This window comes from Janthinobacterium sp. LM6, assembly GCF_002002885.1.
GTDB lineage: Bacteria > Pseudomonadota > Gammaproteobacteria > Burkholderiales > Burkholderiaceae_D > Janthinobacterium > Janthinobacterium kumbetense.
On sequence record NZ_CP019510.1, the window covers coordinates 13,134 to 28,989 of the forward strand.

The 15,856-nt window shown below is 64.6% G+C and carries 12 protein-coding genes; 6 read left to right on the forward strand and 6 right to left on the reverse strand.

The window, feature by feature from the left end:
* Positions 1-27: 27 nt before the first annotated feature.
* Entirely contained in the window at positions 28-1,635 is a 1,608-nt protein-coding gene (locus tag BZG29_RS00055) for a toxin-antitoxin system YwqK family antitoxin (protein ID WP_150130773.1), read from the reverse strand.
* 41 nt (positions 1,636-1,676) lie between these two features.
* Complete coding sequence (locus tag BZG29_RS00060; protein ID WP_077398147.1) at positions 1,677-2,591, reverse strand: DMT family transporter; 915 nt, start codon at positions 2,589-2,591, stop codon at positions 1,677-1,679.
* 99 nt (positions 2,592-2,690) lie between these two features.
* Between BZG29_RS00060 and BZG29_RS00065 the strand changes: the two genes are divergently transcribed.
* The 3 genes from BZG29_RS00065 to BZG29_RS00075 all read left to right on the forward strand — a co-directional run bounded on the left by BZG29_RS00065 (position 2,691) and on the right by BZG29_RS00075 (position 4,772).
* Complete coding sequence (locus tag BZG29_RS00065; RefSeq protein WP_077398148.1) at positions 2,691-3,479, forward strand: helix-turn-helix transcriptional regulator; 789 nt, start codon at positions 2,691-2,693, stop codon at positions 3,477-3,479.
* Positions 3,480-3,595: 116 nt separating this feature from the next.
* Complete coding sequence (locus tag BZG29_RS00070) at positions 3,596-4,195, forward strand: MarC family protein (protein ID WP_077398149.1); 600 nt, start codon at positions 3,596-3,598, stop codon at positions 4,193-4,195.
* Positions 4,196-4,226: 31 nt separating this feature from the next.
* On the forward strand, positions 4,227-4,772 hold the full coding sequence (locus BZG29_RS00075; protein WP_077398150.1) for a DinB family protein: 546 nt from the start codon (positions 4,227-4,229) through the stop codon (positions 4,770-4,772).
* On the opposite strand, the gene BZG29_RS00080 is transcribed toward BZG29_RS00075, so the two are convergent.
* Together BZG29_RS00080 and BZG29_RS00085 are read right to left on the reverse strand one after the other, a co-directional pair.
* Positions 4,737-5,927 (reverse strand): MFS transporter, encoded by a 1,191-nt coding sequence (locus tag BZG29_RS00080; protein ID WP_077398151.1) that lies wholly within the window; start codon positions 5,925-5,927, stop codon positions 4,737-4,739. The genes BZG29_RS00075 and BZG29_RS00080 overlap by 36 nt on opposite strands.
* A complete protein-coding gene (locus BZG29_RS00085; protein WP_216350337.1) occupies positions 5,924-7,120 on the reverse strand; it encodes a serine hydrolase in 1,197 nt (398 codons plus the stop codon). The genes BZG29_RS00080 and BZG29_RS00085 overlap by 4 nt, the downstream gene beginning before the upstream one ends.
* 114 nt (positions 7,121-7,234) lie before the next feature.
* On the opposite strand from BZG29_RS00085, the gene BZG29_RS00090 reads away from it, so the two are divergent.
* The 3 genes from BZG29_RS00090 (at position 7,235) to BZG29_RS00100 (ending at position 13,558) form a co-directional block, all read left to right on the forward strand.
* Positions 7,235-8,125 carry a LysR family transcriptional regulator gene (locus BZG29_RS00090; protein ID WP_077398152.1) on the forward strand — a complete coding sequence of 297 codons (891 nt, stop codon included), beginning with the start codon at positions 7,235-7,237 and terminating at the stop codon, positions 8,123-8,125.
* A gap of 207 nt (positions 8,126-8,332) precedes the next feature.
* The gene (locus BZG29_RS00095) at positions 8,333-10,045 is read left to right on the forward strand and encodes a methyl-accepting chemotaxis protein (protein WP_077398153.1); all 1,713 of its coding nucleotides are present in this window, start codon (positions 8,333-8,335) and stop codon (positions 10,043-10,045) included.
* A 174-nt stretch (positions 10,046-10,219) separates the two neighbouring features.
* Positions 10,220-13,558, forward strand: a complete 3,339-nt coding sequence (locus tag BZG29_RS00100; RefSeq protein WP_253192732.1) for an AAA domain-containing protein — start codon at positions 10,220-10,222, stop codon at positions 13,556-13,558.
* 125 nt (positions 13,559-13,683) lie between these two features.
* On the opposite strand, the gene BZG29_RS00105 is transcribed toward BZG29_RS00100, so the two are convergent.
* Positions 13,684-15,093 (reverse strand): heavy metal sensor histidine kinase, encoded by a 1,410-nt coding sequence (locus BZG29_RS00105; protein ID WP_077398155.1) that lies wholly within the window; start codon positions 15,091-15,093, stop codon positions 13,684-13,686.
* Positions 15,090-15,800 carry a heavy metal response regulator transcription factor gene (locus tag BZG29_RS00110; RefSeq protein ID WP_077398156.1) on the reverse strand — a complete coding sequence of 237 codons (711 nt, stop codon included), beginning with the start codon at positions 15,798-15,800 and terminating at the stop codon, positions 15,090-15,092. The genes BZG29_RS00105 and BZG29_RS00110 overlap by 4 nt, the downstream gene beginning before the upstream one ends.
* Between the last annotated feature and the right edge of the window lie 56 nt (positions 15,801-15,856).

Below are 15,856 nucleotides of genomic sequence, written 5' to 3' on the forward strand. Positions count from 1 at the left end.
GGAATGCCATTTATGCTAATCAACAAGTTAATACATGGTTTCTTCGATCAGCTGGCCATCGTCGCGGAAATACTGGAAGCGGCCCGTTTTCCTGCCCATGTCGTAGGCGCCGATCTGCTTCGGTTTTCCGTTCTGGAAATTCTCGATGTTGACGCCATGCAACACGCCCTGGTGCCAGTTGCGGTGAAATTGCGGCAATTCGCCATCGGGATAAAACAGGGTTTCCGCGCCATCGCGCTTGCCGTCGACAAACGAACCCTGGTAACGCCGCTTGCCATCCGGATAAAAACTTTCCATCGGCCCTTCGAGCTTACCAAGAAGATAATGTTCGACCAGCTGCAGCTGGCCATCGGCCGCGTATTGCTCCAGCTTGCCTTCCGGTTTGCCATCGAGCATGGTCAGCACTTGCCAGCCGCCGTCCGGCGTCGATTTCTTCCATGGCCCCTGTTTGACATCATCGACATAGTTGCCGCCACCGCCAGGTTCCACCCACTGGCCCTGCTTCTTGCCGTTCACATAGTTGCCCTGCCATTGCACCACACCATCAATGCGGCGCTCGCTGGGACCGTCCAGGCGGTCTTTCACGAAATGGTCGTAACCGGTGAAGCTGTGCATGTCCGCTTCGCGCCATTCGGCCACGCCAGGGCTCACTTCCCAACGGCCCGTGCGCTGGCCACGCTGCATCTGGCCCGTCGTCGTTTCATCGCCGCTTTCATACGTCCATGGCCCCTCGGCCTTGTCGTCGACAAAGGCGCCAGACGAGCGGATGGTGTTCGGCTCTTCGTAGTGCCATACGCCGGTACGCTTGCCCTGCGCATACAAGCCGCGGGCAAACACGCTGCCCACGCAGCAATTGACGTCGTATTCAATGAACAGTCCATCCTGGCTGGCGGCAAAGCGCTGCGGCTGCGTTTCCCAGGTGATCCACTTGACGTGATAACTGGGCACGCGCCCCCCTTGCCAGCCCTTGCCCAGCAGATAGGTCACCGTGAGGAAATGACCATCCTTCTCCTGGAAAGTTTTTTTATAGGCAAACGCGGGCTTATCGGCCGGCTTGCCGGGCAATAACTCGCCATCGATATTGAAATAGCCGACCAGGGTGCCGTGCGCATGCTCGATGGCGTCGAACTCGGCCACGCCCGTGGGCGCGTAATCGATGCTGTAGTCGATCAGCTGCAAACGGGCCAGCGCGGCGCGCACCTGCGTCTCGTCCATGGTCTTGGCGCCGCGCACGAGGGCGTCCAGCGCAGGCTGCAAGGCCGGCACCTTGAACATCTTGCCGCCGCTGCGCTCGTAGCGGTAGGCATGCAAGCCATAAGCACTCCCATTGCGGCTGAGCACGAACGTCGTTTCGCCTTCGCTGTCGAGGTCAAGCTGGAACACGGCCGCGATGCTGGCCTTGCCATACTTGTCCAGGTTCATGCGCTTGTCGCTGATGCCATTGCACTGGCAATAGTAGCCGTTGACTTCGCCGTTTTCCCGCAGGAAAGCCAGCACCACGCCGCCGTCGCGGCGCTCGACAACCTTGGCGGTGGCCATGGGGACGCCTTCATAGAAACGCGCCGCCTGCGCCGGTGCCAGAGTAGCGAACGCCAGCAGCGCCGCCATCGTGCTCATCCAAAATGTTTGCCGCATGTCAACTCCACTGCCGAAAAACCGCCATTATGCATGGCCGTTCAGGCAAGACCGGACACGCGAGGACGCCGGCGCCACAGCGGCCGCTGCACCGTCTGCGCCAGCAGCACGCCCAGCAGCGAAATGCCGCCGCCGACCAGGTGATATATATGCATGCTTTCGTGCAGCCAGACGATGGCCAGCAAGGCCGTCAGCAAAGGCAGCAGGTTGACGTAAATGCTGCAGCGGTTCGGCCCCAGCAGTTTCACGCCTTCGATCCACAGGTAGGACAGCACGATGGACGAACCGATGCCCGCATAGCCGATCAGCGGCAAGGTGGTGGCATCGAGCCTGGCGCTGCCGGGCGGCAACAGCAAGAAAAACGGCAGCATGCAGGCCAGAGCCGCGAGCGCCTGGCAATAGATGGCTTGCCAGGCGGGAATGGATAAACGCCAGCGGCGCAGCAGCACGCCGTACAAAGCGAAGATCAGGCAAGCCAGCAGCATCAGCGCATCGCCCGCATGCACGCCCTGCTGCAGCAAGGCCAGCACGTCGCCGCGCCCGACCAGGTACAGCAAGCCGCCAAACGACAGCACGCCGCCGGCCGCCATGCCGACAGTCAATCGCTCGCCCAGCAGCAGCACGCTGAGCAGGGCCGTCATCAGGGGCGCCAGCGCCGTGACGATGGCCATGTTCGTCGCCGTCGTCGATTCGGCGGCGCGGTAGGACAGGCTCTGGAACAGCGCCATCGACATCACGCCGCACAGGGCCAGCTGCCACCACTGGCGGCGCAGCGCATGACGGTTGCGCCACAGGGGACGGGCGATAAACGGCGTCATCACCAGCAAGACCAGCACCAGGCGGTAAAAAGTGATGGCCGTGGGGGCGATGCTGGACGCGGCCAGCTTCGAGACGACGACGTTGCCGGCCCACAGCAGCATGGCCAGGAACGGATACAGATAGGCGCGCACAGGCATGTGTCACTCCAGGAATAGTTGCGGGGAACCATCATGCCGCAGGCGCACCCCGCTTTCTCGCGCTAAGATGTCCACACCTATCGCAAAACTGACCTTCATATGGATTGTTCCTCGCCCGCCTTTCAGGAATTGCTGCCCGTCACAGCGCGCGCCATGGCGCTGGCCGTCGACTATGCGCATGGCCACGTGATTTCCGTGCACCGCCACACGCATGCGCAATTGCTGTACGCCATCGAGGGCGTGATGACCATCGAGGCGCAGGGCGGGCGCTGGGTGGTGCCGCCCACGCGCGGCGTGTGGCTGCAGCCCGGCATCGCGCACCAGGTGCGCATGAGCGGCGCCGTGAAAATGCGCACGGTGTTCGTCGACTGCGCCCATTCCCCGCTGCTGCCGCGCCACAGCTGCGTGCTCGACATCAGCCCCCTGCTGCGGCAACTGATCGTGGCGGCCGTCGACATCGCGCCCGATTTCACGGAAGGCAGCCGCGACTGGCATCTGCTGCAATTGCTGTTGCACGAACTCGACAGCCTGCCCGTGCTGCCCCTGTATCTGCCGCTGCCCGTGGATGCGCGCCTGCGCAGCATTTGCGCGCGGCTGATGGAGCAGCCGGGCGAACAGCAGACGGTGGCGCACTGGGCGCAGGAACTGGCGATCACCGAGCGCAGCCTGCACCGCTTGTTCCAGAAACAGACGGGCATGCGCTTTGGCCAGTGGCGCCAGCAGGCGCGCCTGCTGCGGGCGCTGGAACAATTGGCGCACGGCAGCAAGGTCATCGACGTGGCCATGGACAATGGCTACACGAGCCAAAGCGCGTTCACCGCCATGTTCAGGAAGCACTTCGGCACCACGCCGACGGCGTTTTACCAGGCAAAAGTCATCGCAGCGTAAAAAAAATGCTGCTATGCATCAATAATCATGGGCGATCGCCGCCGCTCTTGTTATCATCGCAAGCCTTATCGCACCGCGCCCATCCTGGCAGCGGTGTTGACCTCAATCACACCACCATGACACAGAATTTCTTCCAGACTTTTATCCTGCTCTTGCTCGTCACCGATCCGTTCGGCAACGTTTCCCTGTTCGTCAATGCCCTCAAGCGTGTGCCGGTCGAGCGGCGCTGGAAAGTCGTGGTGCGCGAGTGCATGATCGCCTTCGGCATCTTGCTGCTGTTCATGTTCTTCGGCCGCCATTTCCTGAACGCCTTGCAATTGTCGGAAGTGGCGCTGCGCATCGGCGGCGGCGTGATCCTGTTCCTGATCGCCATGCGCATGGTGTTTCCGCAGCCCAACGCGGGCAATAGCGACCACGAGATGGGCGGCGAGCCGTTCATCGTGCCGCTGGCCATCCCCGCGCTGGCCGGTCCGTCGGCCCTGGCGACCGTCTTGCTGTTTTCCTCGCATGAAATGAACGACGTCATCGCCCACGTGGCGGGCTTGACGGCCGTGGCCGCCGTCTGGCTGGCCGTCTTCCTGTGTGCCGAACGCTTGCAGCGGGCGCTCGGTCCAAGGGTCATGACGGCGTTTGAACGCCTGATGGGCTTGATCCTGACGGCGATGGCCATTGAAATGTTGCTCGCCGGCATACGCGCATTCCTGAAGTCCGTTTAATATTGTCATTCATCCACTGAAGGAGTCCAGCATGAGCCGTTGCGCCCACCTTTGCCTGATGGCCGATTACAACCAGTGGATGAATGCCAAGGTCTACGCGGCGGCGGCCAGCCTGCCCCCCGAAGAGCTCAGCCGCGAACGGGGCGCCTTTTTCGGTTCCCTGCTGGCCACCCTGAACCACGTGATGGTGGGCGACACCCTGTGGCTGCAGCGCTATGCGAAGCATCCGGCCGGCTTCCCCCTGCTCGACCCCATCCGCGCCATCACGCCGCCCGCGTCGCTCACGCACCCGCTGTTCGCGGCCGAAGATTTTGCCGCCATGCACGCGCACCGGCAATGGCTGGACCAGCTCATCGTCGACTGGACCGCCTCCATCCGCGAAGAAGACCTCGACCATTTGCTCGATTACCGCAACAGCAAGGGGCCGAACCGGCGCGAGTTTTTCAGCCTGCTCATGCATTTCTTCAATCACCAGACCCATCACCGGGGCCAGGCCAGCACCCTGCTGTCGCAGGCGGGCGTGGACATCGGCGACACGGATCTACTGTTTCGCATCCCCAACCATATCGAGGACTGACACGGGGCGATAGCGCCACGCCTTGAGCAAGATCAAGCCCAGCGCCAGCGCACCGAACAGCCCGCCGCAAGCCAGCGCCCCCTGCATGCCGTAGCGGGCGATGGCCACGCCGCCCGCCAGCGCGCCCACCGTCACGCCCAGGTTGATGGCGGCGATATACACGCCGATGGCGAACGCGGGCGCCTCGCGTGCTTCGCTGCTGAGCCATACTTGCGTCACGATCAGCCCGCTCGTATGCGCGGCGCCCCAAAACAGCAGCAACACGGCCAGCGCCGCCCAGCCGATGCCGCCGCCCGCATATTCATACAGCAGCCAGTACGCCAGCCCCAGCAGCACGGGCTGCAGCAAGACCGTGCGCAGCACGTGCGTGCCCAGCTGGCGCCCCGCGAACAGATTGCCCGCCACGCCGCCCACGCCAAACACCACCAGCGCCAGCCCCGTCTGCCGCGCCGACAAGCCCGCCACCTGCTGCAGGTAAGCGGCCGCATACGCATACACGGCAAACATGGCGGCAAACACCAGCACGGCGGCGGCGATGGTGAACCACAGGGCGGGTTTGCGCAGCACGGCCAGCTGGCGGCCATACGCCAACGGCGCCTCGCGCGGCGTGTCCGGCAAGAACAGGTACAAACCCAGCGCCGCCAGCGCATTGACGAGGGCGCAGGCAAGGAACGATGCCTCATAGCCATACTGCGCGGCGATCCAGGTGGTGAGCGGAATGCCCAGCACCATGCCCATGCTGGTGCCCGTGAATGCATGCGCGCCGGCCCGCGCCGCCTCGCGGGGCGGATACAGTGCGGCGGCGGCCACCATGGCCAGCGAGAAATACACGGGGTGGAACAGGGCCGGCACGATGCGCAGCGCCAGCAGCAGTTCGAAGCGCGGTGCATAGGCGGATGCCACGCTGGCCAGCGCGAACACGAGCAGGGAAACGATCAGCACGTTCTTGCGGCGCCAGCGCGTGGCCAGCAGCACGAGGAAGGGGCCGCCCACGGCGATCACCAGGGCGAACAGGCTCACCAGCGAGCCCGCCTGCGCGGCCGTCACGGCGTAGCGCCGCATAATCATCGGCAAGATGCCCACCACGCCAAACTCGATGCAATACACGCCGAACAGACCCAGCGCGAGGAAGACGATGGGATGCGGGCGTGTCATGGCGTTTCCTTCGCGCCAGCTTCCTTGTTGCCATAAATCGCCTGGCACAGTTGCGTGACGAACGGTCCCGCCATGCCCTCCAGCGCCGTATTCGTGAACGCCACCACGGAGAGTTCTTGCGCGGGGTCAACAAACCACGAGTGGCCATACGTGCCGCCCATGCGCCAGCTGCCCACGGATTCCGGCGTGGCGGCGGCAAGCGGGTCCGTCAATACCGTAAAACCCAGGCCGAAGCCCCGTCCCGGCCAGAACGGCAAATCAAAACCGCCCGTCTGGTTTGCTCCCATCTGGCGCGCCAGCGCCGGCGGCAGCAGCGGCGCGCCGCCCAGTCTCAGGGTTTCCAGCAGGCGCATGAAGTCGGGGGCGGAACCGAGCATGCCGGCGCCGCCGGACGGGTAGGCGTGCGCGTCGAGCACGCGGGCCGGAGATAACACGAACCCGGCCATGCCGTCGAGAAACGGCAGATGATCTTCCCCCGCGTCGAGCAAACGGCGCGGCCGGGATTCTCCCGCTGCGCGGTCCGCATAGGCGACGGCCAGGCGCGCCGCGTCCGTGCTGATAAAACCCGTGTCGCGCATGGCCAGCGGCCCCGTCACCAGCTGTGCCACGGCCTGCGCCAGCGGCAAACCCGTCACCGCTTCGATCACGGCGCCCAGCACGTCGGTGGCGATCGAATACGCCCAGCGCTCGCCCGGTGCAAACGCGAGCGGCACCGTGGCCAGGCGGCGCAGGTTGTCTTCCAGTGAAATACGGGACGCATCCATGCCGTCCGACACCCCCGCCCGCGCATAGGCGCCGCCCGGCGGCTGGAAAAAGCCGTAGTCGAGCCCGGCCGTATGCGTGAGCAAGTGGCGCACGGTCATCGCCGCCACGGCGCCGTCCGGCTGGCGCGGCGTGAAATACGGCAGCCAGCGCGCCACCAGGTCGTCCAGGCCCAGACGGTTCTGTCCCACCAGCGCCAGCGCGGCCGTGGAGACGATGGGTTTGCTGACGGACGCCAGGCGGAAGACGGCGTCTTCCACCATGGGCGTGCCCGCCTCGCGGTCCAGGTGGCCGGCGGCGCGGCGATAGATTTCCTGGCCAAGCTGGCGCACGAGCACCACGGCGCCCGCCAGGCGCTGCTGTTCCAGCACGGCATCGAGCAAGGGATCGATACGGGCGGACAAGGCCGCGGGAGAGAAGTTGTACATCATGGCGTAGCCTTTCAAATGATCAGGCAGCCAAGGTAAGGCAAGCGCAATCAAAGAAAAACAGGCTATAGTTTCAGTCTGTGCGGACGTTGGCATCCGCAATCAAGGAGAAAGCACATGGACAACCTGGCGGGATTCACGGCCTTCGTGCAGGCGGCGGAGCTGCGCAGTTTCGTGGCGGCGGGCCGGGTGCTGGGCATTTCCGCCTCGGCCGTGGGCAAGAGCATCGCGCGGCTGGAAGAACGGCTGGGCGTGCGCCTGTTTCACCGCAGCACGCGCAGCATCGCGCTGACGAGCGAGGGCACCGTGTTTCTCGAACGCTGCCGGCGCATCCTAGGCGAGATCGAAGCGGCCGAGCAGGAATTATCCAGCAGCAAAAGCGCACCGCAAGGCCGCCTGCGCGTCAGCCTGCCGCTGGTGGGCAGCCTGCTCAATCCCGTGCTGGCCGCGTTCGCGCGCGCCTATCCGCTGGTGGAGCTCGACCTCGATTTCAGCGACCGCCGGGTCGACGTCATCGAAGAAGGCTACGACGCCGTCGTGCGCGCGGGCGAAAGTGCCGACAGCCGTTTGATGAGCCGCCAGCTGGGCCAGTTCCAGCTGCAACTGGTGGCCGCGCCTGCCTACCTGGCGCAGCACGGCACGCCCGCGCTGCCGGCCGACCTGGCCCGCCACACTTGCCTGCTGTACAAGTTTCCCAGCAGCGGCAAAGTCGAGGCCTGGCCCTTGCCCGAGTGGCCTGCCTTGCACGCGGCCGGCTTGCCGACTGTGCTCAACTGCAACAATGTCGACACCCTGCTGCACTTTGCCGAAAGCGGCCTGGGCATCGCCGCCCTGCCCGACTTTGCCGTGCGCGCGGCGCTCGCTAGCGGCCGCTTGCAGCCGGTACTGGACACGCACCGCCGGCACGACGGGGCCTTTCGCATCCTGTGGCCCAGCAGCCGCCACCTGACGCCGAAACTGCGCGCCTTCATCGATTTCCTGGCCACGCACGTGTTTCCGGAAAGCTGAGTCCGCGTCCGGCGCCGCGCTCGTTGTTTCCACACGACAACTTATTTAATTTGCTACCAATTTTTAAACTTTTCGGGGACTTGATACAAGTTTTTGTATTGCAGTGCGGAATTTTGAGGAACAATTACAGGCTGGTCGCCCTTACGTATAAACCCGTAGCCCTGGCCTGTCGACGTTTTCCTTCACTTCCGCAACACGAAAGCAATCATGTCACTCACACAATTCAAAATCGGCACCCGGCTCGGGATCGGGTTTGCTGTCGTCCTCGGCCTGCTGGTGGCCGTCTTGCTCGTCGGCCTGTATTCCATGGGGCAACTGAGCGCGCGCACGCACGACATCGTGGCCGACAAGAACGTCAAGATGGCGGCCGCCAATACCATGAGCGACAACGTGCGCAACATTACTCTGGCAATCACCAGCATTGTGGTGGCGCCGACGGAAGCGCTGGTGCAGGCGGAACTGGCCAAGATCGGCGAAGCGCGCAAGAAATACGGCGCCGCCAAGGAAACCTTGCAAAAGAAGATTTCGACGGACAAGGAAACGGCGCTGATGGCCGAACTGGACGCGGCCCTGAAATCGGGCGCGCCGCTGAACAACAAGGTCATCGAGCTGCGCAATGCGGGCCAGACGGAAGAGGCGATCGCCTTTTTGACGCAGCAGGCGGCACCGAGCCTGAAGATCGTGCTGGGCGCGCTCGACAGCCTGGTCGCCTATGAAGCGCAGCAGGCGGCGCAGGCGGCGACGGACGCCGAAACGCTGAGCACGAGCGCGCGCGCTTCCATGATTGCCTTGGGCAGCGTGGCCGTGCTGCTGGGCGCCTTCGTTGCCTGGATCATCACGCGCTCGATCACCCAGCCCATCAATGCGGCCGTCAGCGTGGCCGAAACCGTGGCCTCGGGCGACTTGTCGTCGCACATCGTCGTCAATTCCAGCGATGAAACGGGCCGCCTGCTGGGCGCCCTGAAAGCCATGAACACCAGCTTGCTGGGCGTGGTGGCGCAAGTGCGTCACGGCACGGAGGCGATTTCCACGGCGTCGAGCGAAATTGCCGCAGGCAACCTCGACCTGTCGTCCCGCACGGAAGAGCAAGCCAGTTCGCTGGAAGAAACGGCGTCGGCCATGGAAGAGCTGACCTCGACCGTGAAACAGAACGCGGACAATGCGCGCCAGGCGAACCAGCTGGCGAAAAGCGCGTCGGAAGTGGCCGTGCGCGGCGGCAGCATCGTTTCGCAAGTGGTCGACACCATGGGCACCATCAATGCATCGTCGCGCAAGATCGTCGACATCATCGGCGTCATCGACGGCATCGCCTTCCAGACGAACATCCTGGCCCTGAACGCGGCCGTGGAAGCGGCGCGCGCGGGCGAACAGGGCCGCGGCTTCGCCGTCGTCGCCACCGAGGTACGCAACCTGGCGCACCGTTCAGCCTCGGCCGCCAAGGAAATCAAGGAACTGATCGCCGCCTCGGTCGCCAACGTGGACACGGGTTCGCGCCTCGTCAATGAAGCGGGCCAGACCATGGGCGACATCGTCGACAGCATCGTGCGCGTGACCGACATCATGGGCGAAATCACTTCCGCCACGCACGAGCAGACCATCGGCATCGAACAGATCAACATGGCCATTGCCCAGATGGATGAAGTGACGCAGCAAAACGCGGCCCTGGTGGAAGAGGCGGCTGCCGCTTCGCAAAGCATGCAGGAACAAGCGGGCGAGCTGGCGCACGTGGTGGGATTCTTTAAAACCGGCAACCATGCCGCCAGCGCACCCAAGCTGACGCCGGTACGCGCCGCAGCGGCACCAGCCGCGGCGAAAATCGCGCCCCCCGCGGCCCGGCCCGCGCCTGCGCGCAAGGCCATCGCGGCCGCGCCGGCACGCCGCGGCAATGCCGGCGCCGAGAGCGAATGGGAAGAGTTTTAACCAATAGCAACATCCTCCCCACGGGAAAGCCAGGCAGGAAGTTGCTGCCTGGCTTTTTTTCGTCCGCAATCGCCACTTTTTTTGCGGCAAAGCCCGCGCAATAGACAAAAGTGCAAAACGTGCAGCGTGCATACGCTTTACAATCCTCGCTCGCTTTACAAAATATTGGTCATCATGAATCAGGCAGAACAGCAGCGCCTCCTGGCTATCCTGGAGTATTGGCACAAGATCGAATTCTTTATCCCGTTTGACCTGAATCAAATCACGGACGTTGAAGACCCGTCCACCGTGCGCCTCCTGCAGCGCGAACAGCTGGCGCAATTGCCGCCGCAGTTCGCCACGCAATGGCAAGTGCCGTCCGACCGCGAGATCGATGGCTTTAGCCTGTTCCTCGGCGTGTTCGACAAAGCCGAAATCAACAAGGCTTGTCCGCCGGCCAACGGCCCGGAAAACATGGCCGAAACAGAAAAAACAGAACTGCTGGGACGCTCGTGCTTTGCCCGCTTGCCCCTCAATGCGCTGGGCGAGCCGCAGTTCGATCCCGTGTCCGTCTCGACCTTGCCGTGGGCCCTGGGCCGCGCCCGCACGCCGGACTGGTCAGGCCTGAGCCTGGACGCCTTCAGCGACAGCCAGCTGGTGCTGCAAGACAGCCTGCGCAACTTCGCGGCAAGCCGCGCCCCGCAGCCCGTGACGGACGAGGCGGGCAATGTCTCGTCGCCCCTGTCCGGCATGGAAATCGCCGCTCTGGCCGACCTGCTGATGGACTGGGCCGGTTTCCGCCCGTCCGCCGGCCAGCCGCTGGCCGTGCTGGAATTGCGCACGCGCAAGAAACGCGTGGCCGCGACGGACGCCGATACGCTGGAGGCCAGCCAGAACCGCACGCTGGACTTCGGCGACGCGGTGGAACCCTCGATCGATATCCTCAACAGTTTTTACCTCGATGACCTGGAACAGATCATCCGCGCCTTGCGTGGCGGCAAGCTGCCCGCGACGGTCGCCGCCTACCTGACGCCGCTGGCGCACGACGAACGCATCGACCTGTACAGCCCGGCCGGACGCCAGGCGCTGGCCGCCATGCTCAATCCCGCCAACATGAACCGGGGACACTGGCTGGAAGACGCCAGCTACGCCATGAGCCTGATGCAGCAGTTCGCCATCCACGGCGCGCGCACGGGCTTGCACGAACGGGGCATCTTTTCCGTCAACGGCCCGCCCGGCACGGGCAAGACGACCTTGCTGCGCGAATTGTTCGCCGACAATATCGTGCGCCGCGCCGCCGTGCTGTCTTGCCTGGACCGCGCCGGCGACGCCTTCATCGGCAAGGTAGCCGTCGCCTTCGAAGGCGTGCGCGACCCGATCACGATAGCCCGCTTGCGCCCGGAACTGACGGGCTTTGAAATGGTCGTCGCCTCGTCGAACAATGCGGCCGTGGAAAATATTTCCGGCGATTTACCCAAGCCCAAGCAACTGGGCAAGGAATGGGCGCGCACGCGCTACTTTGAAAGCGTGGCGCGCCGGGTCGTGGCGGACGGCAATGGCGCCAACTGCGCCCTGGGCGAGCAGGAAGCGCCGTGGGGTTTGATGTCCTGCGCGCTGGGCAACAGCGCCAACCGCCGCCGCTTCGTCAGCAATTTCTATGACGACGACTGGGACAAGAGCACGGCGCGCAAGACGCCGAACGCGCAGAATATCCGCCAGTGGCTGGCCAGCTACCAGGGCGTCAGCTTCGCCCAAGCCGCGCGCGAGTTCCGCGAGACGGAACACGTGGTGGAAAAGGCCCTGGCCGAGCATGCCCAGTACGCGGCCCTGTGGCAAGCCGTGGGCACGTGCACGGAAGCCGATTTCATTGAGGCCAGCCAGCAGGCGCTGATTGCTGCTGAGCAAGAGATGGATGCGGCCAATGGCGCCCTGTCCGATGCGCTGGCGCAGCAGGATACCTTGCTCGCCAGCAAGAAGGATTTGCTGGAAGAAGAACGCCTGGTGGCGCTGACGCAGCCGGGCTTCTTTGCCCGCCTGTTCCGCACGGCCCCGGCGCGCGCCTACAAGGATGCCGTCGTCGCCAATGCCGAAGCGCAACGCCAGGCTGCACGCGACGTGTCCGCCATCAAGCTGCTGCTGAAGGGCGAACTGGAGCCGCGCTGCGAGCGCGCCCGCAACAGCTTGCACATCGCCCTGCGCACGGCGCAGTCGCGCCAGCGCGAATGGGATGACAGCACGGAACTGCTGCGCCGCGCGCGCATGCGTTTCCCGACAATTATCGCGCCGGCGACCCTGGACGAGCTGGACGGCGACGCCCTGCAAATTGGCGGCCTGTGGCATGAACCGGCGCTGGCGCGCCTGCGCTCGCGCCTGTTCGCCAAGGCCCTGGCCCTGCATGAAGCGTGGCTGGCCGAGGTGGCGAAGAAGGGCGGACCCGGCTTTGGCGGCAACTTGCTGGCCGTCTCCAAATTGCTGAAAAACAAGCGCGCCTACGACCAGTCGCACATCGCCATGGTGTGGCACAGCCTGTTCATGGTGGTGCCCGTCGTATCGACCACGTTTGCCTCGTTCGCGCGCCAATTCCAGGGCATGGGTCCCGAATCGCTGGGCTGGCTGTTCATCGATGAAGCGGGCCAGGCCGTGCCGCAAGCGGCGCTGGGCAGCCTGTGGCGCGCCAAGCGCGCCGTCGTCGTGGGCGACCCGCTGCAGATCGAACCCGTGTTCACGGTGCCGGGCCGCCTCGTGCAAACGTTATCCGCCCTGTCGCCGCACACGCGCGATGGCAGTTACGCGCCAACCAGCGTATCCGTGCAGACCCTGGCCGACAAGGCCAACCGCTATGGCGCCGTTGTCGGCGCCGGCAGCGCACAGCCGCTGTGGATCGGCAGCCCCCTGCGCGTGCACCGCCGCTGCGTGGAACCGATGTTCTCGCTGGCCAACAGCATCGCCTACGAAGACAAGATGGTCTACGGGCTGGCCGAGCGCACGCCGCCGGCCGGCGCACGCGGCCTCACGCGTGGCCCCAGTTGCTGGATCGACGCCGTCGGCCCCGTCAGCTACAAGCAGGTGGTGCCCGTGCAACTCGATTTCGTGCTGGAGGTGTTGTTGAAGCTGTATCGCCGCGACGGCAAGCTGCCGGACATGTATGTGATCACGCCGTTCAAGGCCGTGCGCAACGAATTGCGTTCGCGCATCGTCGACATGGACTGGGACCGCCGCCTCGGCTACGGCAAGGCACCGACGGCGCGCGAATTGCGCCAGTGGAGCAGCCAGATGGTGGGCACCGTACACACCTTCCAGGGCAAGGAACAAAGCGTGGTGATGCTGGTCCTCGGTGCCGACGACAGCACGGCCGGCGCCGCGCAATGGGCGGCGGCCACGCCGAACCTGCTCAACGTGGCCCTCACGCGCGCGCAGCATTACGTGTACATCGTCGGCAACCCGCTGCTGTGGAGCCAGTTGCCGCACTTTGCGCCTGCCTGCGCGCAATTGCCGCATACGGGCATGCATGAGTTCTTGGTGGAAATGGGGTAGAACACCTGAGCAAACCTGCTGCGCGCCTCCAATGCCCACTGCCTCGGCGGCCCCGTGCCTGCGCACAGTTCCGCGTCTCGACACAACGGGGGCGCCGAGCCTCTCTTGTGCTCGCTACGGTTTTATCAGGCGTTCTCAACGGGGAAAACAAGGGTAAACGTTGTGGCGGCCGCGTCGGATGCCACGCTCGCGCTGCCGCCGTGCAATTGCATGATGGCCGTGACGATGGCCAATCCTAAGCCTGTGGAAGCGGCCGAATCGCTGCGGGCCGGGTCGGCGCGGTAAAAGCGCTCGAACAGGTGTGGCAGGTGGCGCGCGGGGATGGCGGGACCCAGGTTGCTCACGCTCAATTCCACACCCTCGTTCGTCGCGTGCGAACGCAGCAGTATCGTGCAGCCGGGCGCCGCATGGCGGATGGCGTTCGACAGCAAATTGCCCAGCGCGCGGCGCAGCAGTTGCGGCTCGGCCGTCACCGTGCCGCTGCCGTGGCAAGCCAGCGCCAGCTCGCGCTCTTCGGCCAGGCCTTCAAAGAAATCGGCCAGCCTTAACAACTCGTCCTGCACGGGCAAGACCTGCTTGACGAGCACCATTTCATCCTGCTGCGCCCGCGCCAGGAACAGCATGCTGTCGATCATGCGCGACAGCCGCTCCAACTCTTCCACATTCGACGACACCAGCTGTTCATACTCGTGCGCACTGCGGGGCCGGGCCAGCATCACCTGGCTTTGCCCCAGCAGATTGGTGACGGGCGTGCGGAATTCATGCGCGAGATCCGCGGAAAACTGCGACAGCCGCGCATAGCCATCCTGCAGCCGCGCCAGCATGGCGTTCAGCGCCTGGATCAAGGGCAAGAGCTCCGTCGGCGCCCCGCGCGCATCGAGTTGCTGCTCCAGCTTGCCCGGCCGCACGAGGGCCGCGTGCGCGGCGATATTGCGCAATGGCCGCAATCCCCGCAACAACATCACGCTGGCCAGCAAGGCCGCCACCAGCGCGCTGACGGCCACCGATACGACGATCTGCCAGCGATAGGCGGCAAACATGGCCGTGCGGTCGCCATAGACCCGGGCGACGGAAATGTCGGCCATCTGCGCCGGATCGCCGATGCGCGCGCTGGCCGCCACGACCCTGGCCGGATAACCGTCGCGGCTGATCCAGCTGACGATGTCGCCGGCCGTCACGGGTACATCGACGGCCACGGGAACAGCATGCGCCACTGTCTCGCCGTGCGGGTTGACATCGATCAAACGCGTGCCATCGGCGCGCACGATGCGGACCAGGGAATTTTCTTGCCCGCTCATGGTGTCGCGGAAATACTGGGGCCGTTCGCGGATGATATCGAGGGTACCGGCATTGCCTAATAACTGCTGGATTTGCCGCAGTTTTCCCAGCAATAAAATGTCGTCGCGGCGCTCGATTTCCGCCACAAATGAACGGTACAGATGCATGCCCAGCCCGGCCGACACGAGCGCGACGATCAGCACGAACACGAGCGTGACGCGCAGGGTCAGCGAGCGGCGCAGCTGCGAGAATTTCATGCGCCGGCGCCGTTGTCGGGTACGGTCGGCGCGCGCAATTCGCAGACATAGCCCATGCCCCGCAAGGTGTGGATCAGCTTGGGTTCGAACGGGTCGTCGAGCTTGCTGCGCAAGCGGCGGATGGCCGCGTCGATGACGTTGGTATCGCTTTCGAAATTGATATCCCACACTTGCGAGGCGATGATGGAGCGCGACAGCACTTCGCCCTGGCGCCGCGCCAGCAGATGCAGCAAGCCGAATTCCTTGGCCGTCAGGGTGATGCGCTGGCCTTGCCGGCTGACCTTGCGTTTCATCACATCGATTTCCATGTCGCCGATGCGGATGACGTCGTCTTCGCGCGGCGGCCCGCGCCGCAGCAGGGTGCGGATGCGCGCCACCAGTTCGGCAAAGGCAAACGGTTTCACCAGGTAATCGTCGGCGCCCAGTTCCAGCCCCTTGACCCGGTCCTGCACCTCGTCGCGCGCCGTGAGGAAAATCACGGGCACATCGGCGCCGCCCTCCTGCAGGCGCAGCGCGCGCAACACTTGCCAGCCATCCATGATGGGCAGCATCACATCGAGCACGATCAAATCGGGCGCTTGCGTGCCGGCCATGTGCAGGCCGTCGCGGCCGTTGCGCGCCAGGCTCACCGTAAAGCCGGACTCGGCCAGGCCGCGCAACAGATAGTCGCCCGTCTTCGGTTCGTCTTCGATTACCAGGATGCGCATGGCGGCTTTCTAAGGGAAATATAAAGCCATTTTACGCCGCGCGCCGGGCGCCGCGG